Annotated in this window: 11 protein-coding genes and 2 pseudogenes; 5 read left to right on the top strand and 8 right to left on the bottom strand. The window is 59.4% G+C overall.

Annotated elements, in window-relative coordinates; translation table 11 throughout:
• Positions 1–51: 51 nt before the first annotated feature.
• Entirely contained in the window at positions 52–1,479 is a 1,428-nt protein-coding gene (pdxR, locus tag ASC97_RS08010) for a MocR-like pyridoxine biosynthesis transcription factor PdxR (RefSeq protein WP_057467832.1), read from the top strand.
• A gap of 34 nt (positions 1,480–1,513) precedes the next feature.
• Here pdxR and ASC97_RS08005 read toward each other — a convergent pair whose 3' ends face one another.
• Both ASC97_RS08005 and ASC97_RS08000 read right to left on the bottom strand, forming a co-directional pair.
• Positions 1,514–2,440, bottom strand: a complete 927-nt coding sequence (locus ASC97_RS08005; RefSeq protein WP_057467831.1) for an NADP-dependent oxidoreductase — start codon at positions 2,438–2,440, stop codon at positions 1,514–1,516.
• A 100-nt stretch (positions 2,441–2,540) separates the two neighbouring features.
• Complete coding sequence (locus ASC97_RS08000) at positions 2,541–3,410, bottom strand: HD domain-containing protein (RefSeq protein ID WP_338012516.1); 870 nt, start codon at positions 3,408–3,410, stop codon at positions 2,541–2,543.
• 269 nt (positions 3,411–3,679) lie between these two features.
• Between ASC97_RS08000 and ASC97_RS07995 the strand changes: the two genes are divergently transcribed.
• Complete coding sequence (locus ASC97_RS07995) at positions 3,680–4,330, top strand: HD domain-containing protein (RefSeq protein ID WP_057467830.1); 651 nt, start codon at positions 3,680–3,682, stop codon at positions 4,328–4,330.
• 9 nt (positions 4,331–4,339) lie between these two features.
• Here the strand turns inward: ASC97_RS07995 and ASC97_RS07990 are convergent, their stop codons facing one another.
• Together ASC97_RS07990 and ASC97_RS07985 are read right to left on the bottom strand one after the other, a co-directional pair.
• Positions 4,340–5,185 (bottom strand): GlxA family transcriptional regulator, encoded by an 846-nt coding sequence (locus ASC97_RS07990; protein ID WP_338012515.1) that lies wholly within the window; start codon positions 5,183–5,185, stop codon positions 4,340–4,342.
• Between the two features lie 488 nt (positions 5,186–5,673).
• A complete protein-coding gene (locus tag ASC97_RS07985; protein ID WP_057467829.1) occupies positions 5,674–7,929 on the bottom strand; it encodes a CDC48 family AAA ATPase in 2,256 nt (751 codons plus the stop codon).
• Positions 7,930–8,635: 706 nt separating this feature from the next.
• Here ASC97_RS07985 and ASC97_RS07975 point away from each other — a divergent pair.
• Positions 8,636–8,941 carry a DUF736 domain-containing protein gene (locus tag ASC97_RS07975; protein ID WP_057467827.1) on the top strand — a complete coding sequence of 102 codons (306 nt, stop codon included), beginning with the start codon at positions 8,636–8,638 and terminating at the stop codon, positions 8,939–8,941.
• A gap of 129 nt (positions 8,942–9,070) precedes the next feature.
• Here ASC97_RS07975 and ASC97_RS07970 read toward each other — a convergent pair.
• From ASC97_RS07970 to traC, 4 genes and pseudogenes are all read right to left on the bottom strand, one after another.
• Positions 9,071–9,301, bottom strand: a pseudogene (locus ASC97_RS07970) (WGR domain-containing protein); the annotation flags it as partial.
• Between the two features lie 291 nt (positions 9,302–9,592).
• On the bottom strand, positions 9,593–11,581 hold the full coding sequence (gene traG / locus ASC97_RS07965; RefSeq protein WP_057467825.1) for a Ti-type conjugative transfer system protein TraG: 1,989 nt from the start codon (positions 11,579–11,581) through the stop codon (positions 9,593–9,595).
• Positions 11,571–11,786, bottom strand: a complete 216-nt coding sequence (traD, locus tag ASC97_RS07960; protein ID WP_057467824.1) for a conjugal transfer protein TraD — start codon at positions 11,784–11,786, stop codon at positions 11,571–11,573. Before traD ends, traG begins: the two co-directional genes overlap by 11 nt.
• Before the next feature lie 4 nt (positions 11,787–11,790).
• Positions 11,791–12,084: a conjugal transfer protein TraC gene (traC, locus tag ASC97_RS07955; protein WP_057467823.1), complete on the bottom strand. Its 294-nt coding sequence runs from the start codon at positions 12,082–12,084 to the stop codon at positions 11,791–11,793.
• A 416-nt stretch (positions 12,085–12,500) separates the two neighbouring features.
• On the opposite strand from traC, the pseudogene ASC97_RS36185 reads away from it, so the two are divergent.
• Together ASC97_RS36185 and traA are read left to right on the top strand one after the other, a co-directional pair.
• Positions 12,501–12,733, top strand: a pseudogene (locus tag ASC97_RS36185) (MobA/MobL family protein); the annotation flags it as partial.
• Between the two features lies 1 nt (position 12,734).
• On the top strand, positions 12,735–15,722 hold a 2,988-nt coding region (traA, locus tag ASC97_RS07945; RefSeq protein ID WP_162246682.1), incomplete at both ends, for a Ti-type conjugative transfer relaxase TraA.

Here is a 15,722-nt window from a genome sequence, read left to right as displayed (position 1 = left end):
TAAGGTCAGAAAGAAGTACCAAGAACGAAGCAAAATCGTGTACCATGGTTCATGAGCACGGCACTGAACTTGAATCTTGATCGGTCAGTCAAAACGTCCCTGTCGGAGCAGATCCGCAAAGCGATGGCCTCGGCAATCGAAAGCGGCGTTTTGGTGCCCGGCGCGCGCCTCCCGTCATGGCAGGATCTTTCTGCCCAGCTAGGTGTCGCCCGCGGAACAGTTCGAACTGCATATGCAAAACTCGCCGCGGCACAATTGATCGAGGCTTCGCGAGCCTTAGGAACACGCGTTGCACAGCGCCCTCACCCGATCACGAAAACTGATCCTCTGCCACAGGCAGGCTCATTTCTGGAGGTCTATCTGGAGATGACGCAGGGACCGGCGCTATTCCAGATGGGAGTGCCGGCAACCGATACCTTTCCGGCGACGTTGTTCGCACGCATCCACACAAAAGCAGCCCGCGCAAAGGCAGGTGCACTGCCTCTTTATCCCGATCCGCGCGGCGAATTTGAGCTCCGGCGGGAGATCGCCTCCTACCTCGCCGTCGCCCGAAGTATCAACTGCTTGCCCTCACAGGTAATCATCACCGGCGGGTTCGGCGCGGGCCTGGGACTGGCGCTCAGCGTCCTGTCCCTGGCTGGCCACACCGCCTGGGTTGAAAATCCGGGATTCCCCTGGTCAAGAAAAGGCCTTGAGCTTTCCGGCCTTTCCCTCGCACCAATTCCCGTGGATGCAGACGGCATCGACATCGATTTCGGATTACTTCATCATCCTGGCGCCAAGATTGCAGTCGTAACGCCGGGCCAGCAGGCACCTCTCGGGCCGACGTTGTCGCTTGATCGACGTCTTCGTCTCCTGGAATGGGCCAGCGACGCTGGCGCCTGGGTCATCGAAGACGACTATCTGAGCGAGCTTCAGTTGACGGGACGCGCCGCGCCGGCACTGGCATCACTCGACCGGGGTGGGCGTGTCATCCACATCGGCTCGTTCAGCAAGACAATCACTCCGACCATACGGCTCGGTTTCGTTGTCGCGCCGGCTGATCTGATCGCTCGATTCTCTGAGATGGCAGCGTGCCTGGCGCCGGCCCCCGGGCCTGCGATACAGGTCGCCACCGCAGAGTTCATGCACGAGGGTCATTATATCCGCCATCTCCGCCGGACCAAGCGCGCCTACGCAGGCAGACAACAGGCGCTGCTGGACTATCTGCGGTCGACCGTTGGCGTTGATCGTGCCGAGGCGACCGGATTGGCCGTACTGCTCAGATTATCGGAGGGTGTATCCGACGTGGCAGCTGCTCGCGCAGCTTTTAGCTTGGGAATGTCACCGTCGCCGCTTTCGGCCTGGTATGTATCGTCCGGCGACGCCGTATCGGGGCTCCTTCTCGGCGTCGCGACGACGCCGACGAAGAACCTTGACCGTTCCTGTGATCGGCTTCTCGAAGTGATCAGTGAGTCACGCCCGCCCGCTCCATCCTGAACATGCGTCGCCTAATCCTCACCCGCCAGTTGGCCTAGACGGAAAGAACAATCTTCCCTCCTGGCGCGCTGCGCATACCCTCCAGCATCAGATGAGCCTCGTACGCTTCCTCAAGCGGCAGGACCGTACCGACCCGCGTCTTCAAAGCGCCATTTTCGATCATCTCAGCGATCTTCGTCAGGTGTTCAGTTCCGACGCTCACAAGAAAGAACGCCGCTTCAATCCCATGGTGACGGGCAAGATCTTGATCGGGAGGCGAGACAGCGGAGATCATTTTTCCACCGCGCCTCAGGACCTGAAACGAACGCCTTTGCATGTCACCGCCGACGAGATCAAGGACAGCGTCCACATCCCGAGCAACGTCTTCGAAGCGCTCGTTGCGGTAATCGACCAAAGTGTCTGCCCCTAGTTCACGCAGGTAGGCGAAATCTTTCCTGGAAGCAGTGCCAATGATCTCGACACCCGCACGCCTCGCAAGCTGCACGGCGTAAGCGCCAACATTTCCGGCGGCTCCATGGATGAGCACCTTCTGACCGGCAACAAGCTGCGCCTGGTCAAAGAGGCCCTGCCAAGCCGTGACGGCGATCACGGGTACGGAGGCGGCATGTACATGGCTAATTGTTGCGGGCTTGCGAGCAATCATGTTCGCTGATGCCACCGCATATTGTGCATAAGCTCCGATAAACCTTGGATTGGTTACGCCGTAGACCGCGTCTCCAGTGGCGAGATCGGCCACATCCGCTCCAATGGAGACAATGTCCCCGGACAAATCCGAACCAAGCGTCAGAGGCAGAGGTTGAGGCAAGGCGCTCTTGCCTGCTCTGATCCATCCATCCCATGGACCCACTCCAGCGGCCCTAACCCTGATCAGAACCTCGCCTGGACCGGGTGCCGGCTTGGGAACAGACTCAAAGCTCATAGCTTCTGGCGAGCCGAATTTATGGACGCGCCAGGCCATCATGGACGCATCTCCTTGGTCTGGATCCGGATTAGTGGTGTCGAATGTCATGATCAACTCCGTGAGTTTGATTTTCCTGGAAGCGCTATTTCTCTCTGTTGGCTTACTCGCCGACAGCCCATTTCGAGTTCCGCATCAGATTGCTGAAGTCCCTGCGGCGAAAGGCAGGATCTTTATAAGCCATGATATCGGCAAGCCCGGTGCCTTGTGTCGTCTCTGGCCGATGCTCAAGGCTGTTGTAGAGAATTTGCATGAAGGCATCCGCAAACTGCGGTGGGTGTGAATGAGCCGCCTCGACGGCATTGCGCTCGGCGCTCGTGAAGTCATCGTAGCCTGCCCCGACAAGATCCATATTGGCGCCTTCGGCAACCAGCGCCGCGGTTGGGGAAAGATTGACAGAAATGCCGTTGGTTGTATGCAGCGCAATCGCAAGCCAGATATTCTCGCTGGAATCCGCAGACACGCCATGGCTGCGCAAGAAATCGCGTGCGGCGTTTGCGCCGTCCACCTCGAAACGCAGATGACTATGACCGTACCTGCTGGTCAGACCAAAGTCATGAAACAAGGCCGCTACATACAGTAGCTCGGGATCAAAGGTGAGGCCCTTGCGTCTGCCCGCCAGGGCGGCCCACTGATAGACGCGGACAGAGTGCTCAAACAGCAAGGTGCCCTCCGCCTCCCGAACGAGGCGCGTCGCCTCGCGTGTCAATTCGGTGTCGGGTATATCTGCACCAGGGCTGCTCGCGTTGACATTCGTCTGGAGCGGATCCGCTTGGCCTTCTTGCGAAAGTCCAGTCAGGCCAGCAAACGCTGCAAGGGTGGCGCAGGTGGCTACGACGATGGTTCGGATGTTCATGGTATTTCTCCTTGTCGCAAGCCGGATGTAATTGTCTGCTTGACCAAGAAGTAGGACCAAGAATTTCGAATAATGATGAACCAGTCGAGAATGCCGGGTCGTATCACTGCCTTCCAACGTTCCTTGAGCTTACCGCCGAAACTGAAAGCGGTCGCGTCGCGTCCAGCCGTTCCCACAGGCTTCAACGGATTGCTGGAGGATGCGATTGCCGCAGATCCTTTGGTAGGGGTTTTGGTAGCGTGGCAGGTTTACGGCGCTTGTTGGCAGAAACCCGCCTCCTAAACCAATTGAACGTCCCGCTGGAAGTGGCAAGTTGAGCCGAGCGGCGATTAAGCGACCGCTCCGGCACCGAGATGCCGTTCTCTTCGAATCCTTGAGGTCGTATTATGATTGACGAAGCGAAGGTAGTTGCCGGCATAAAAATTCCTGACAGCGCGATGGCAAAAGCTGCCACTGAACTTGTCCGCGACACCGAAACGGAGCTGCTTTTTCACCACTCCCGTCGCGTTTTCCTGTTCGGTGCATTAACCGGGGAGCGTAAGAATCTAGACTACGATCCTGAACTTCTCTACATCGGGGCCATGTTTCACGACATGGGCATCATGGATCGGTATGCCAGCGACACCGAGCGTTTCGAGGTTGACGGTGCAAACGCCGCCCGCGAGTTTCTCTCGGCCTACGACCTGTCAGAACGCGACGTCGACGACGTCTGGGACTCGATTGCACTCCACACAACACCTGGTATCCCGCAGCACAAGCGCCCGACGGTCGCGCTCGTCACTGCCGGCGTCGAAATGGATGTGCTAGGCATCGCTTACGATGACTTCACCGACACCGAGCGCGAGGAGATTTGCAGTTGTCACCCCCGTGGGCTCAGGTTCAAGCACGGCATCCTATCGTCCTTCTGCCTCGGCACGATCAAAAAGCCTCAAACGACGTTCGGCAACGTCAAGGCGGACCTGCTGAGCTATATGGACCCCACCTACAAGCGCGAAAACTTCGTCGACATCATACTGAGCTCGAAGTGGGAAAGCTGAGCGCTACCATCAGCGGATCAAAAACTGGTCACGATACTGTGTGGGTAGTACCCCCAGCCGCTTGAGAAAAACCTCGCGCATGCGCTTCGGGTTTTTGAACCCGCACTCGTGCGAGATCACCTTCAAGGGCTTGTGGGTTCCCTCCAGAAGAGCGCGCGCCGCGTCGACGCGCGCTCGCTCCACGAACTGTGCAGGCGTCGATCCGGTTGCCGACGCGAAAGCGCGCGCGAACGTCCTCTCGCTCATGGCAACGGTCGCCGCTAATTCTGCCACTGAGAGGGCATGGTTGAGATTTTCCATCACATAGGTTGCAATGCTCGAAATCGGCGACGCGGCATCTGTCCCCATCTCAACATAGGGGCTGAATTGCGATTGACCTCCAAGTCGCTGCGCGACGACCACCAGGCGCTTTGCAACTGCGAGCGATATCGCGGGGCCATGGTCCTCGCGCACGAGAGCCAGCGCTAGATCGATCCCGGCGGTTACGCCGGCCGAGGTGATCAGGCGACCATCCCTCAGGAAGATCTTGTCGAAGTCCACGTCGGCAGCCGGGAAGCGCGCCGCGAGTTGTTTGGCATTCTGCCAGTGGGTTGTGACCCTACGGCCGTCCAGTAGTCCAGCGGCGCCAAGCATAAACGCACCGGTGCAAATTGAACCGTAGACAACGCTTGAATTCGATAGGCGCACGATACATTCGATTAGTTCACGTGAGGTGTCCCTGGTTGGAAGTTCAGGGCCACCGGCGACGAGGAAGAGGTCAAACGGACCGATTGCTTCGGAATAGTCGGCGTCGGCGGCAAGCAACATTCGGTTTGAAGCTGCAAAAGGCGCTCGTCCCGGCCCGATCAATGTCACGTGGTAACCTTTGTCGGTCCAACGACGGCATTGGTCTCAGCGAAAACATCCAGCGGCCCGCAAACGTCCAAGGACTGAACGCCCTCAAAGACCAGCACGCCTATCGTTTTCATCTCGCCCTACCATTCACCAAACTGGATTTCGTTTGCGCCAGCTTCGACCTGCCGCCTATCTCGACTATGCGCAACTCTAAACATTGATGTCGGCCCACATTCGCAACCACTGCATGATCTTCAATCCTATTTTAAGCGCGCACCGCCTCGCCGAAAGACCGAATAGCAATAGGCCACCCGGCGGCGCATTAAACCTTCAAAGCAACGCCGTCCTCACAAGCATCTCCGTGACCGGTCTGCGCGGGAACTGGACCGACGCTTGGTTCTTGCATCGGAGTCGTAGAGGAAGATGTAGCCGGTCGACGAGTTCGCGATGATGCGACAGCCTCCTGCGGCTCGCGTTGCCACCTTAGTCGGCGGACGAGGTCGGATAGCCTATTCGGCCGCTTGGCGCAGCGGTGTGAATCCAATCTGTGTTCGTTGCGGACTTTCCTGGCGAAGGGTCCGCAGCATTTCTTCGTAATCCCTCTCCATCTCTGGCGTTACCGATGGCCTTACCTCTTCGAGAGCTTTGGCGAAATGTTCGTCCGTCACAGTCGTCGCGTCGATGGATTGTCTGAGCGCGATCAGACCAGCACGCCGCGTCAGGTCTTCCAGGTCCGCGCCGGTAAATCGTGCGGTCTTCTGAGCAAGATCATCCAGGTCGACGTTATCGGACAACGGCATCTTCTTCGTATGAATACCAAGGATTTTCAGCCTGCCGCCGAAATCCGGCACGGGAACATAGACAAGTTCGTCGAACCGGCCAGGTCTAAGCAACGCCGGATCGAGAAGATTAGGGCGGTTTGTCGCAGCCATGACGACGACGCCCTGCATGTCTTCGAGGCCATCCATTTCCGCCAGCAACGTATTGACGACGCGCTCCGTCACGGCTGGCTCTCCTAGTCCGCCGCCTCGGGCGGGGGCCAAAGAGTCAATCTCGTCGATGAAGATCACTGTCGGGGCGACCTGTCTGGCCCGCTCGAACAGCCTCGATACCTGCTGCTCCGACTCCCCGTACCACTTCGAGAGAAGATCGGAAGACTTCGTGGCAACGAAATTCGCCTCTGCCTCGCGGGCGACGGCCTTTGCCAGCAAAGTCTTGCCTGTGCCGGGTGGGCCAAACAGCAGGAAACCCTTTGCGGGTCGAATACCCATTCGTTTGAAAGACTGCGGCGAGCGGAGGGGCAGCTCTACGCCCTCCCTGAGCCTCGACTGCGCCTCGTCCAGACCGCCGACGTCGTCCCACCGCACATTCGGAGCCTGAATCATAATTTCGCGGAGCGCGGATGGCTGGATACGCTTCATCGCCGTCGCGAAGTCTTCCTGGGAAACCATCAAATTTTCCAGCACCTCTGCCGGAATGCCTTCTCTGAGATTGATGTCGGGCAACACTCGGCGAAGCGCATCCATGGCGGCTTCCCGCACCAGCGCACCAAGGTCCGCGCCGACAAAGCCGTAGGTCGTTCTCGCAATCTCGTCGAGGTCGGTTCCCTCGGCGAGCGGCATGCCTCTTGTGTGGATCGCCAGCACTTCGCGTCTGCCCCTCTGATCAGGAACGCCTATTACAATTTCTCGGTCGAACCGGCCCGGCCTTCTGAGCGCCTCATCGATGGCGTCACGCCTGTTCGTCGCACCGATCACTACGATGTTCTGGCGTGGTTCTAGTCCATCCATCAACGTCAAAAGCTGCGCAACGATACGGCGCTCGACCTCGCCGGTTACCTGCTCACGTTTCGGGGCGATCGAGTCGATCTCATCGATAAAGATGATGGACGGTGCATTTTGTGCGGCCTCCTGGAACACTTGTCTCAAGCGCTCTTCGGATTCACCGTAGCGGCTACCCATGATTTCGGGACCCGCTATGTGGAAGAAATTTGCCTCGGTTTCGTTGGCAACCGCGCGCGCAAGAAGCGTTTTGCCCGTTCCCGGTGGACCGTACAGGAGGACGCCCTTTGGAGGATCGATCCCCAGTCGCTGAAAGAGCTCTGGATGGCGAAGCGGCAATTCGACCATCTCCCTGACCTGATCGACCGACGAACCTAGTCCGCCAATGTCGTCGTATGTGACGTCAGCCCGCCGTGCTTCCTTGGGTTCTTCGAATTGAGGACGAAGTTCGACTGTGGTTTCTGCCGTCACCTGGACAATACCGCGGGGCTGTGTCGAAACGACAACAAGGCGAATTTCCTGAAGGCCGTAAGCCGGGAAGTTGGCGACACGCGGGTCCTGTATCCGCTGCTGAACTGACGTGGACACAACGTCGCCCGACGTCATCGGTCTATGCAGGAACGTACGCTGCAAAGCGTCGCCGGAACCCTGCAACATCATGTTCTTCTGTGCAGGCGCAAGGATTACCTTGATGGCCGGGCGGGCGTCGGCTTTGCGAACTTCAATGTGGTCGCCACTTGATATCCCGGCGTTAACGCGCTGAAGACCATCGAGGCGAATTATATTCAGTCCGTCATCGTCAGGATAGGGTCTTACCGCGACGGCGGCCGTGTGCCGCTTCCCAACGAGCTCCACAAGGTCGCCTTCTCGTATTCCGAGCTTTGCCATTGCACTGGTAGAAAGACGCGCGATACTCGCACCCGCATCCTGAGGTCTCATGTTGGCGACTTGCAATGTGAAAACCTGATCGTCGGAAACAGACATGTTCAATCCCTCTTCAACCATCCAACGGTAGCTAGGGCTGTGCATCGAAATGCAAGACCCTGGTCGCCAGAACTGCATGATGGGACAAAAGCGTAGCAAAACGAATTGTACAAAGGTACATGACATCACCTACGAGAATTGAAAGTTTACTCGCCATTGTCGGGCGCGACGCAGCCTTCATGCAGATCCACCAAGCCTTTGTGCCGGGTCGCGTCCGCAGGAGGGCGATTCCCTGCTGGAAGGAAGGCTTGCTTTGTTGGCGCATTGATCCTCCTGCCGATGACTGTATCGCGAACGATAGCGCGGGTTTCATACGGTCAGCTGTTGGCTTGACGCCTCGGTTCTTTTGCTGGTGATATCGCCACTCACGCAGATGGCCTGTGCGACCAGACCGCCGAAGACCGGCCGCGATCCAGGATTGGTCGCTGAAAAACGCGTTTGTCCTCTTCAATCGCAATCTCCGGTGCTCCATCTGCGGACTCGTCTGACCGGAGAGCGGCTTTGCCTCGATCGTTCTCCCGCAACGGCCGTTTGTAGATTTATCCCCCCGGGTGGCTGCGCCACCCTCCTCTCCCTCTGAGAATTCTACAACTTGCCGCCCTGCGTTGCATTCCGGCCTAATGAGGTGCGGTCCGATCGTCTCCGGTCTTTGCGACTGCCATCGAGGCCGCAATGGAGCGGCCCGAACACCGAAAGGAACACGACAATGGCTACCATCGGCATCTTCAGCTCCACCGAGAACGGCTTCAACGGCGCCATCCGTACCCTCGCCCTCAACGTCAAGGTGCGCATCGCCCGCGTCGAAAATCCGACCGACAAGGGCCCGCAGTACCGGATTTACGCGGGTGCCGTCGAGCTTGGCGCTGCTTGGCAAAAGCGTTCCAGCGAGAGCGACCGCGACTACCTCTCGGTCAAGCTCGACGATCCGAGCTTCCCGGCTCCGATCTACGCGACGCTTGCCGAAGTCGAGGATGGCTACCAGCTGATCTGGTCCCGGCAAAACCGGGAGTAAGGATATCGAGGCTCCGCCTGCCGGCGGGGCCTCTCTTCCCGTGCCATGGAAAGCCTAAGCCTGACCAAAACGAGCGTAACCCCAGGTTTCATCCGTCTCGCAATAGCCCTGAAAGCACTTGGGAGATTTTTAGGGGACGGCGGAGCGCCGATCAGGGGTGACGGTGGCATAGCCGCGGCCCCGCTTCTGGCGGATCAAGTCCAGGAACAGTTCTACAGCATCCTGCTCTCGCTCGAAGAGATGGGTCTTAATCTGGCCTTTCGCTCCGATACGACCCCACCTTCGCGTCAGGCAGGCGTCGCCGAACAGTGTCGGATCGATCGACATCGCGTAGAACCGGGCCATGTTGCGGCTCGGATCTTAGGGTTGTGCGATCATGCCGTCAGCATCCCGTTTTCAGGGTTCAACGTCCAACGACAGTTTTGAATCGGTTCCACCTCATCGATTCATTTCGGTGATGCAGGAAGGTTAGCTTTTCCGGGCGGGCCGCCTGTGGCGGATGGCTTTATTCGCAGCCGCTGCCTCACCAAACCTGACGGGTTTCGTCCTTAGGTGACGATCCTGCAGCGAGACGCAATGCCGTGGTGCCCCATAGCCGCCGAATGAGGAGACTCGGCCCCGGCACCATCGTCGTTGCGAGCTGTCAGACGATCAGCCTTGCCCCTCTTCACGTGCGGCTTCATCGATGTTTGCGGAATCCACGGAAGCAAGCTCCACCGTCGTGCTGCCGGCCTCTGAATGAAATCTATTCTGGCCGACGCATGCCTTCATATCGTCGCGTCGAAACCACATTGCGCGGCCGCATCGCAGCGGTGCATTGCCCGCCGTGAAGACGATCTGCTCGTCCGCGCGCATGAGCAGGACTTCATGCGGCTGAATGAGCAGTCGCGCCGCAAGCTGCTTCGAGCGCGTTTGCGACGATCCCCGCGCCTGGGAGCTGCGGCTGACCTGCTCGATCTCGACCGTAGTCGTTCCGCATCGGCGAGAGATATATTCGGCCGTCTCCGGATCATTGACCGCCGCAAACGAGATCCAGCTCGCGCTTTCGAACCATTTGCTCGAGGCGTCTCGGCCGCCGTAGGTTTCTCGCAACTGGCCGAGCGACTGGTAGATCATTGTCAGCATGATCCCGTACTTGCGGCCGGCATCACGCGCCGTTTCCAGGATCCGCATATACCCTAGCCTCGCAACTTCATCGAGGAGGAAGAGTGCGCGACCATTCATGGCGCCATCGCGATTGTAGATAGCGTTCAGGAAAGAGCCGACAATGACGCGCGTCAGGCCGGCGTGAGTCTCCAGAGTCTTCAAGTCAATGTTGATGAAGACGTCGGTCCTTCCCGACGCGATGTCGTCCGTCGAGAAGCTGGAGCCGGAGACGAGAGCCGCGTAGTTGGGATAAGAGAGCCAATGCGTCTCCTTGATCGCATTGGCGTAAACACCGCTGAAAGTCTCAGGAGTCATGTTGACGAAGGCGGCAACGTTTTCCTTCACGAAGTCCGAATCCGAGTTGTCATAGATGTCCTGTAGCCGTTGACGCAGTTTCGGCTCCGGCTCGGACAGATTGGCGCGAACCCGCCGTAGCGTCTGGTGTTCTTTCTCTGTGTGTCCTGACAGGCAGACGTCGGCGATGATTGCGATCAAGAGCTGCAATCCGGATGCACGGAAGAAGTCGTCACGTACGCCGCTTGCGCGCCCGCTCTCGCTCATGATCCACGAGGCGACCGCGGCAATGTCTTCTTCCTTCGTTCCGCCGAACCGGCCGATCCAGTCCAGCGCGTTGAAGCCGCTTTGGGGACGCCTCGGGTCGAGTGTCCGGATCCGCCGTCCTGCCTGTTCGCGATGCCTTGCGACCATCGGCGCCACTTCATGCGACGGATCGAGCACGACGAGCGTGCCGCCCCACTTAAGAGCTGTCGGGATCGTGACCGACGTCGTCTTAAAACCACCGGATCCCGCAAATACGATACCGTGCGACGAGCCGAATGAGCCGTCAAAGCAAAGAAGCGGAGACTTGCCTCCGGCCCCCCAGGTCTCGTGACTATCGGCCCGAAATGCTCGCGCGGCCTCGCTGTCATGATCGACGCGGTAGCACTCGCCAATGACGATGCCGCCGGCGTGGCCAAAAAGCTTTTGCGCATCTCGCAACGTCATCCAGGCGGCCTCTCCGTGCAGGGCACGCTTGCCGCCGATGCGTTTCGGTTCCCGGCGCGCAAACGCCGCATTGCCCTTGAGTGCGACGCGTAGCGCAAAGCACCCGGCGAGAAGCGCGGCGAACGCTCCGATAGCCGTCGCCGGGTCAAGATAAGTAATGACGGTTTTGGTGGAGGCTAGCTGGCCTGCGAGACCCACCAGTCGCGTCGTTTCCCGCAGAGCGGCAATGGAAATCGTCGCGACGCTGCCGGCGACGACGCTCCAGCCACCAGACTTGATGCTGGCTGATCCTGCGGACGCAAACAGAAAGCTCATGCCAAGGATTGCGGCGCCGACGTAAGGCAGGGCGACACCGACGCGTCCGAGCGTGAGCCGAGCTGTTTCGGTCTTGCCGAACCCGGCAAGCCAAGAGGCACTCCCGGTCAGGCCGATCGCGATAGCGATCATCAATATCAGCGGAACGGCAAACAGCGCGACCCTATTCAACATCACTTTTGAATGCCTCCGCACCGATCGCCGTCAGTCGTTCTCGTTCGCCTGCATCCGAGTTCAGCCGCCGGGCGAGCTCGATCATGGCTCCGAGCAGAAGCGCCCGTTTTTCGAACCGGAGGCCGGCCTTCACGATCAGACCGCCGAGCGCGATTTTCTCCCGTGTGTCCGTCTTGCGCGCGTTCTTTGTCGTGGTCCGTTGCATCCGCTCAAGCCTCGCTACGGATGCCTTGAGCCGCACCAGGCGTGATGGGCGGGGTCTCGGCGCTTGCGCCSCCAGCCGCTGCCTGTTTCCTTCCGGTCGAACCGACTTTGCCCCCGCGAAACCGCTTCGCAAGATCCTCGAACGCGGCCTGCAATTCCCCGTCCTCGATCTCGATGTCGCCGAGGCCGGCCTTGAGGGCAAGTCTGCCGAGCCGCTCGGCTTCCTTTGTCTCGGCGACCTTGAGCCGTTCCTGCAGTTTGGCGATTTCGTCTCGGATCTTTGAAGATGGTTTCTTCATTTCGATAATCTCCCTGGCTGAGAACGCTTGTCTTTCGAAGCCAGTTTTCCCGACGGCAGTGCGGAACGCACTCCTGTGAATCTTACAATCGCCAAGGGCGATGCTTTGGGAAATGATCCCGCCGTTCCGAAGGAGCGGATYTGAAGGGCGCAATTATACGTCGCTGACGCGACGCCCTGCTTTTGGGCCCTTCGAGGACTTCCTGAGAAAGNAGTTTTCCCGACGGCAGTGCGGAACGCACTCCTGTGAATCTTACAATCGCCAAGGGCGATGCTTTGGGAAATGATCCCGCCGTTCCGAAGGAGCGGATCTGAAGGGCGCAATTATACGTCGCTGTCGCGACGCCCTGCTTTTGGGCCCAGCAGCGCCTCCGACGAACCCGTTGAAATTATTTGATCGAAGGAGGCGTTTATCCCGTGGCCGTGCCGCATTTTTCAGTCAGCATCGTCGCCCGYGGCTCCGGCCGCAGCGCCCTGCTGTCGGCGGCTTACCGGCACTGCGCCAAGATGGAGTACCAGCGCGAAGCCCGGACGATCGACTACACGCGCAAGCAAGGCCTGCTGCATGAGGAGTTCATCATTCCGACCGATGCCCCGAACTGGCTGCGGACAATGATCGCCGATCGCTTGGTGTCCGACGCGTCGGAAGCNCGGTCCAGGGGCTTGCGTGGAGGTACACGCGCAAGCAAGGCCTGCTGCATGAGGAGTTCATCATTCCGACCGATGCCCCGAACTGGCTGCGGACAATGATCGCCGATCGCTTGGTGTCCGACGCGTCGGAAGCCTTCTGGAATAAGGTCGAGCTGTTCGAGAGGCGATCGGATGCSCAGCTTGCCAAGGACATCACGATCGCCCTGCCGATCGAGCTGTGCGCCGATCAGAATATCGCACTGATGCGGGATTTCGTAGCCTCGCACATCGCGTCCCGRGGAATGATCGCCGATTGGGTCTTCCACGATGCTCCGGGCAATCCGCATGTGCACCTGATGACGACCTTGCGGCCGCTCACAGAAGAGGGCTTTGGCGCCAAGAAGATCGCGGTGCTCGGGCCGGACGGSAAGCCGATCCGCAATGATGCCGGCAAAATTGTCTATGAGCTATGGGCCGGCGGCATTGAGGATTTCAATCGCCTGCGTGACGGCTGGTTTKCCCATCTGAACCGACATCTTGGTCTCGCGGGCCTCGACATCCGCATCGACGGCCGTTCCTTCGAAAAGCAGGGTATCGACCTGACGCCAACCATTCATCTGGGCGTCGGCGTCAAAGCGATCGAACGGAAAGCCGACGGAGCGGGCGAAAAGGTTTCACTGGAGCGGCTCGGCATGCAGGAAGAACGTCGAGCGGAGAATGGGCGGCGGATCCAGCGCAACCCGGAAATCGTGCTCGATCAGATCACCCGCGAAAAGAGCGTCTTCGACATCCAGGATGTCGCCAAACTCCTGCACCGCTATATCGACGATGCCGACCTCTTCCAAAACTTAATGGCAAGGATCCTGCAAAGTCCGCAGGTGCTGCGCCTCGATCGCGAGAGGATCGACTTTGCGACCGGCCAGCGATTGCCCGCCAAGCTCACGGTGCGTGAGCTGATCCAGCTCGAAGCCGAGATGGCCAATCGTGCAATCTGGTTGTCGCAGCGTTCCTCGCATGGCGTCCGGCAAGCCACACTTGAAGCGACGTTCGTACGCCATGATCGTCTTTCCGTCGAACAGAGAACGGCGATCGAGCATGTCGCAGGAAGCGAGCGCATCGCTGCCGTCGTCGGCCTTGCTGGTGCCGGCAAGACCACGATGATGAAGGCGGCCCGGCAAGCATGGGAAGCGGCCGGATACCGTGTCGTCGGCGGCGCTCTCGCCGGCAAGGCGGCCGAGGGCCTGGAAAGAGAAGCGGGCATCGTCTCGCGCACGCTTTCCGCCTGGGAACTGCGCTGGAGCCAGGGGCGCGATCTCTTGGATGACAAGATGATTTTCGTTCTTGATGAGGCCGGCATGGTGTCGTCCCGGCAAATGGCGCTTTTTGTCGAAGCCACGGTGAAAGCCGGTGCGAAGCTCGTTCTGGTCGGCGATCCTGGACAACTGCAGCCAATCGAAGCAGGCGCAGCGTTTCGCGCCATTGTCGATCGCATCGGCTATGCCGAGCTCGAGACCATCTATCGCCAGCGTGAGCAATGGATGCGGGACGCCTCGCTCGATCTCGCCCGCGGCAATATTGGCAGGGCGGTCGATACCTATCGCGCCAACGGCAGGATGATGGGCTCGCAGCTCAAGGCGCAAGCGGCCGCCAATCTGATCTCCGACTGGAGCTGCGACTATGATCCGTCGAAGACATCGCTCATTCTCGCGCATTTGCGCCGCGATGTCCGGATGCTGAACGAACGGGCGCGAAAAGTGCTGGTCGAGCGTGGCATCATCGAGGGCGGTACTCTCTTTAAAACGGCCGACGGCGATCGCCATTTCGCCGCCGGCGACCAGATCGTGTTTCTTAAGAACGAAGGCTCGCTCGGCGTCAAGAATGGCATGCTCGCCAAGGTGGTCGAGGCAGATGCCGGCCGGATCGTCGCAGAGATCGGCGAGGCCGAGCATCGACGACAGGTCACGGTCGAGCAGCGCTTCTACAACCATGTCGACCATGGCTATGCCACAACCATCCACAAGAGCCAGGGCGCGACCGTCGACCGCGTGAAGGTGCTGGCATCCCTCTCGCTCGACCGGCATCTGACCTATGTGGCGATGACGCGCCACCGCGAGGATCTCTGCGTCTATTACGGCCATCACCCCTTCGCCAAGGCCGGCGGACTGGTTGCGATCCTGTCGCGGAAGAATTCCAAGGAAACGACGCTCGATTATGCAGATGGCCGCTTCTATCGGCAGGCGCTTCGCTTCGCCGAGAGGCGCGGACTTCATATCGTCAACGTGGCCAGAACAGTCGCCCGTGACCGGCTCGAATGGACCGTCCGCCAGAAACAGAAGCTCGTCGACCTCGTGGACCGTCTCGTCGTCTTCAGYGCCAGGATCGGCATCACCGAGAGACCAATTCCCCTTGCAACCAAGGCGGCAAAGCCGATGGTGGCCGGAATTACCACCTTCCCTAAATCGATCAATCAGGCCGTCGAGGAMAGGCTTGCGGCAGATCCATCGCTCAAGGAGCAATGGGAGGAGGTGTCGATGCGCTTCCATTACGTTTACGCTCAGCCTGAGGTCGCATTTAGCTCGGTTGATATCGACGCAGTGCTTCTAGGTAAGACGTCGGCGAAGGACATGGTCGCCAGGATTGCCGCAGAACCCGGTTCGTTTGGGGCGCTCAAGGGCGCGACCGGTTTCTTCGCGAGCCGTGTCGATAAGTCGGATCGGGAGCGCGCCGTTCAAAACGTCGCGCCGCTCGCCGATAGCATCAGCGGTTATTTGCGCCAGCGAAGCCAAGCACAACGGCGTTACTACGCCGATGAACTGGCTTTCCGAAAGCGCGCTGCGTTGGAGATCCCTGCCCTGTCTGCCGTTGCGAGAGATRTGCTCGAACGCGTGCGCGACGCAATCGATCGCCACGATGATCCGGCAGTGCTGGAATATGCGCGGGCGGACAAAATGGTAAAAGCCGAGCTCGAAGGCTTTGCCAAGGCGGTATCCGAGCGCTTTGGAGAACGGA

Origin of the sequence: Rhizobium sp. Root1203, from assembly GCF_001424945.1 — a bacterium.
Taxonomy (GTDB): Bacteria; Pseudomonadota; Alphaproteobacteria; order Rhizobiales; family Rhizobiaceae; genus Rhizobium.
This window is presented reverse-complemented; position numbering and strand designations above follow the sequence as displayed.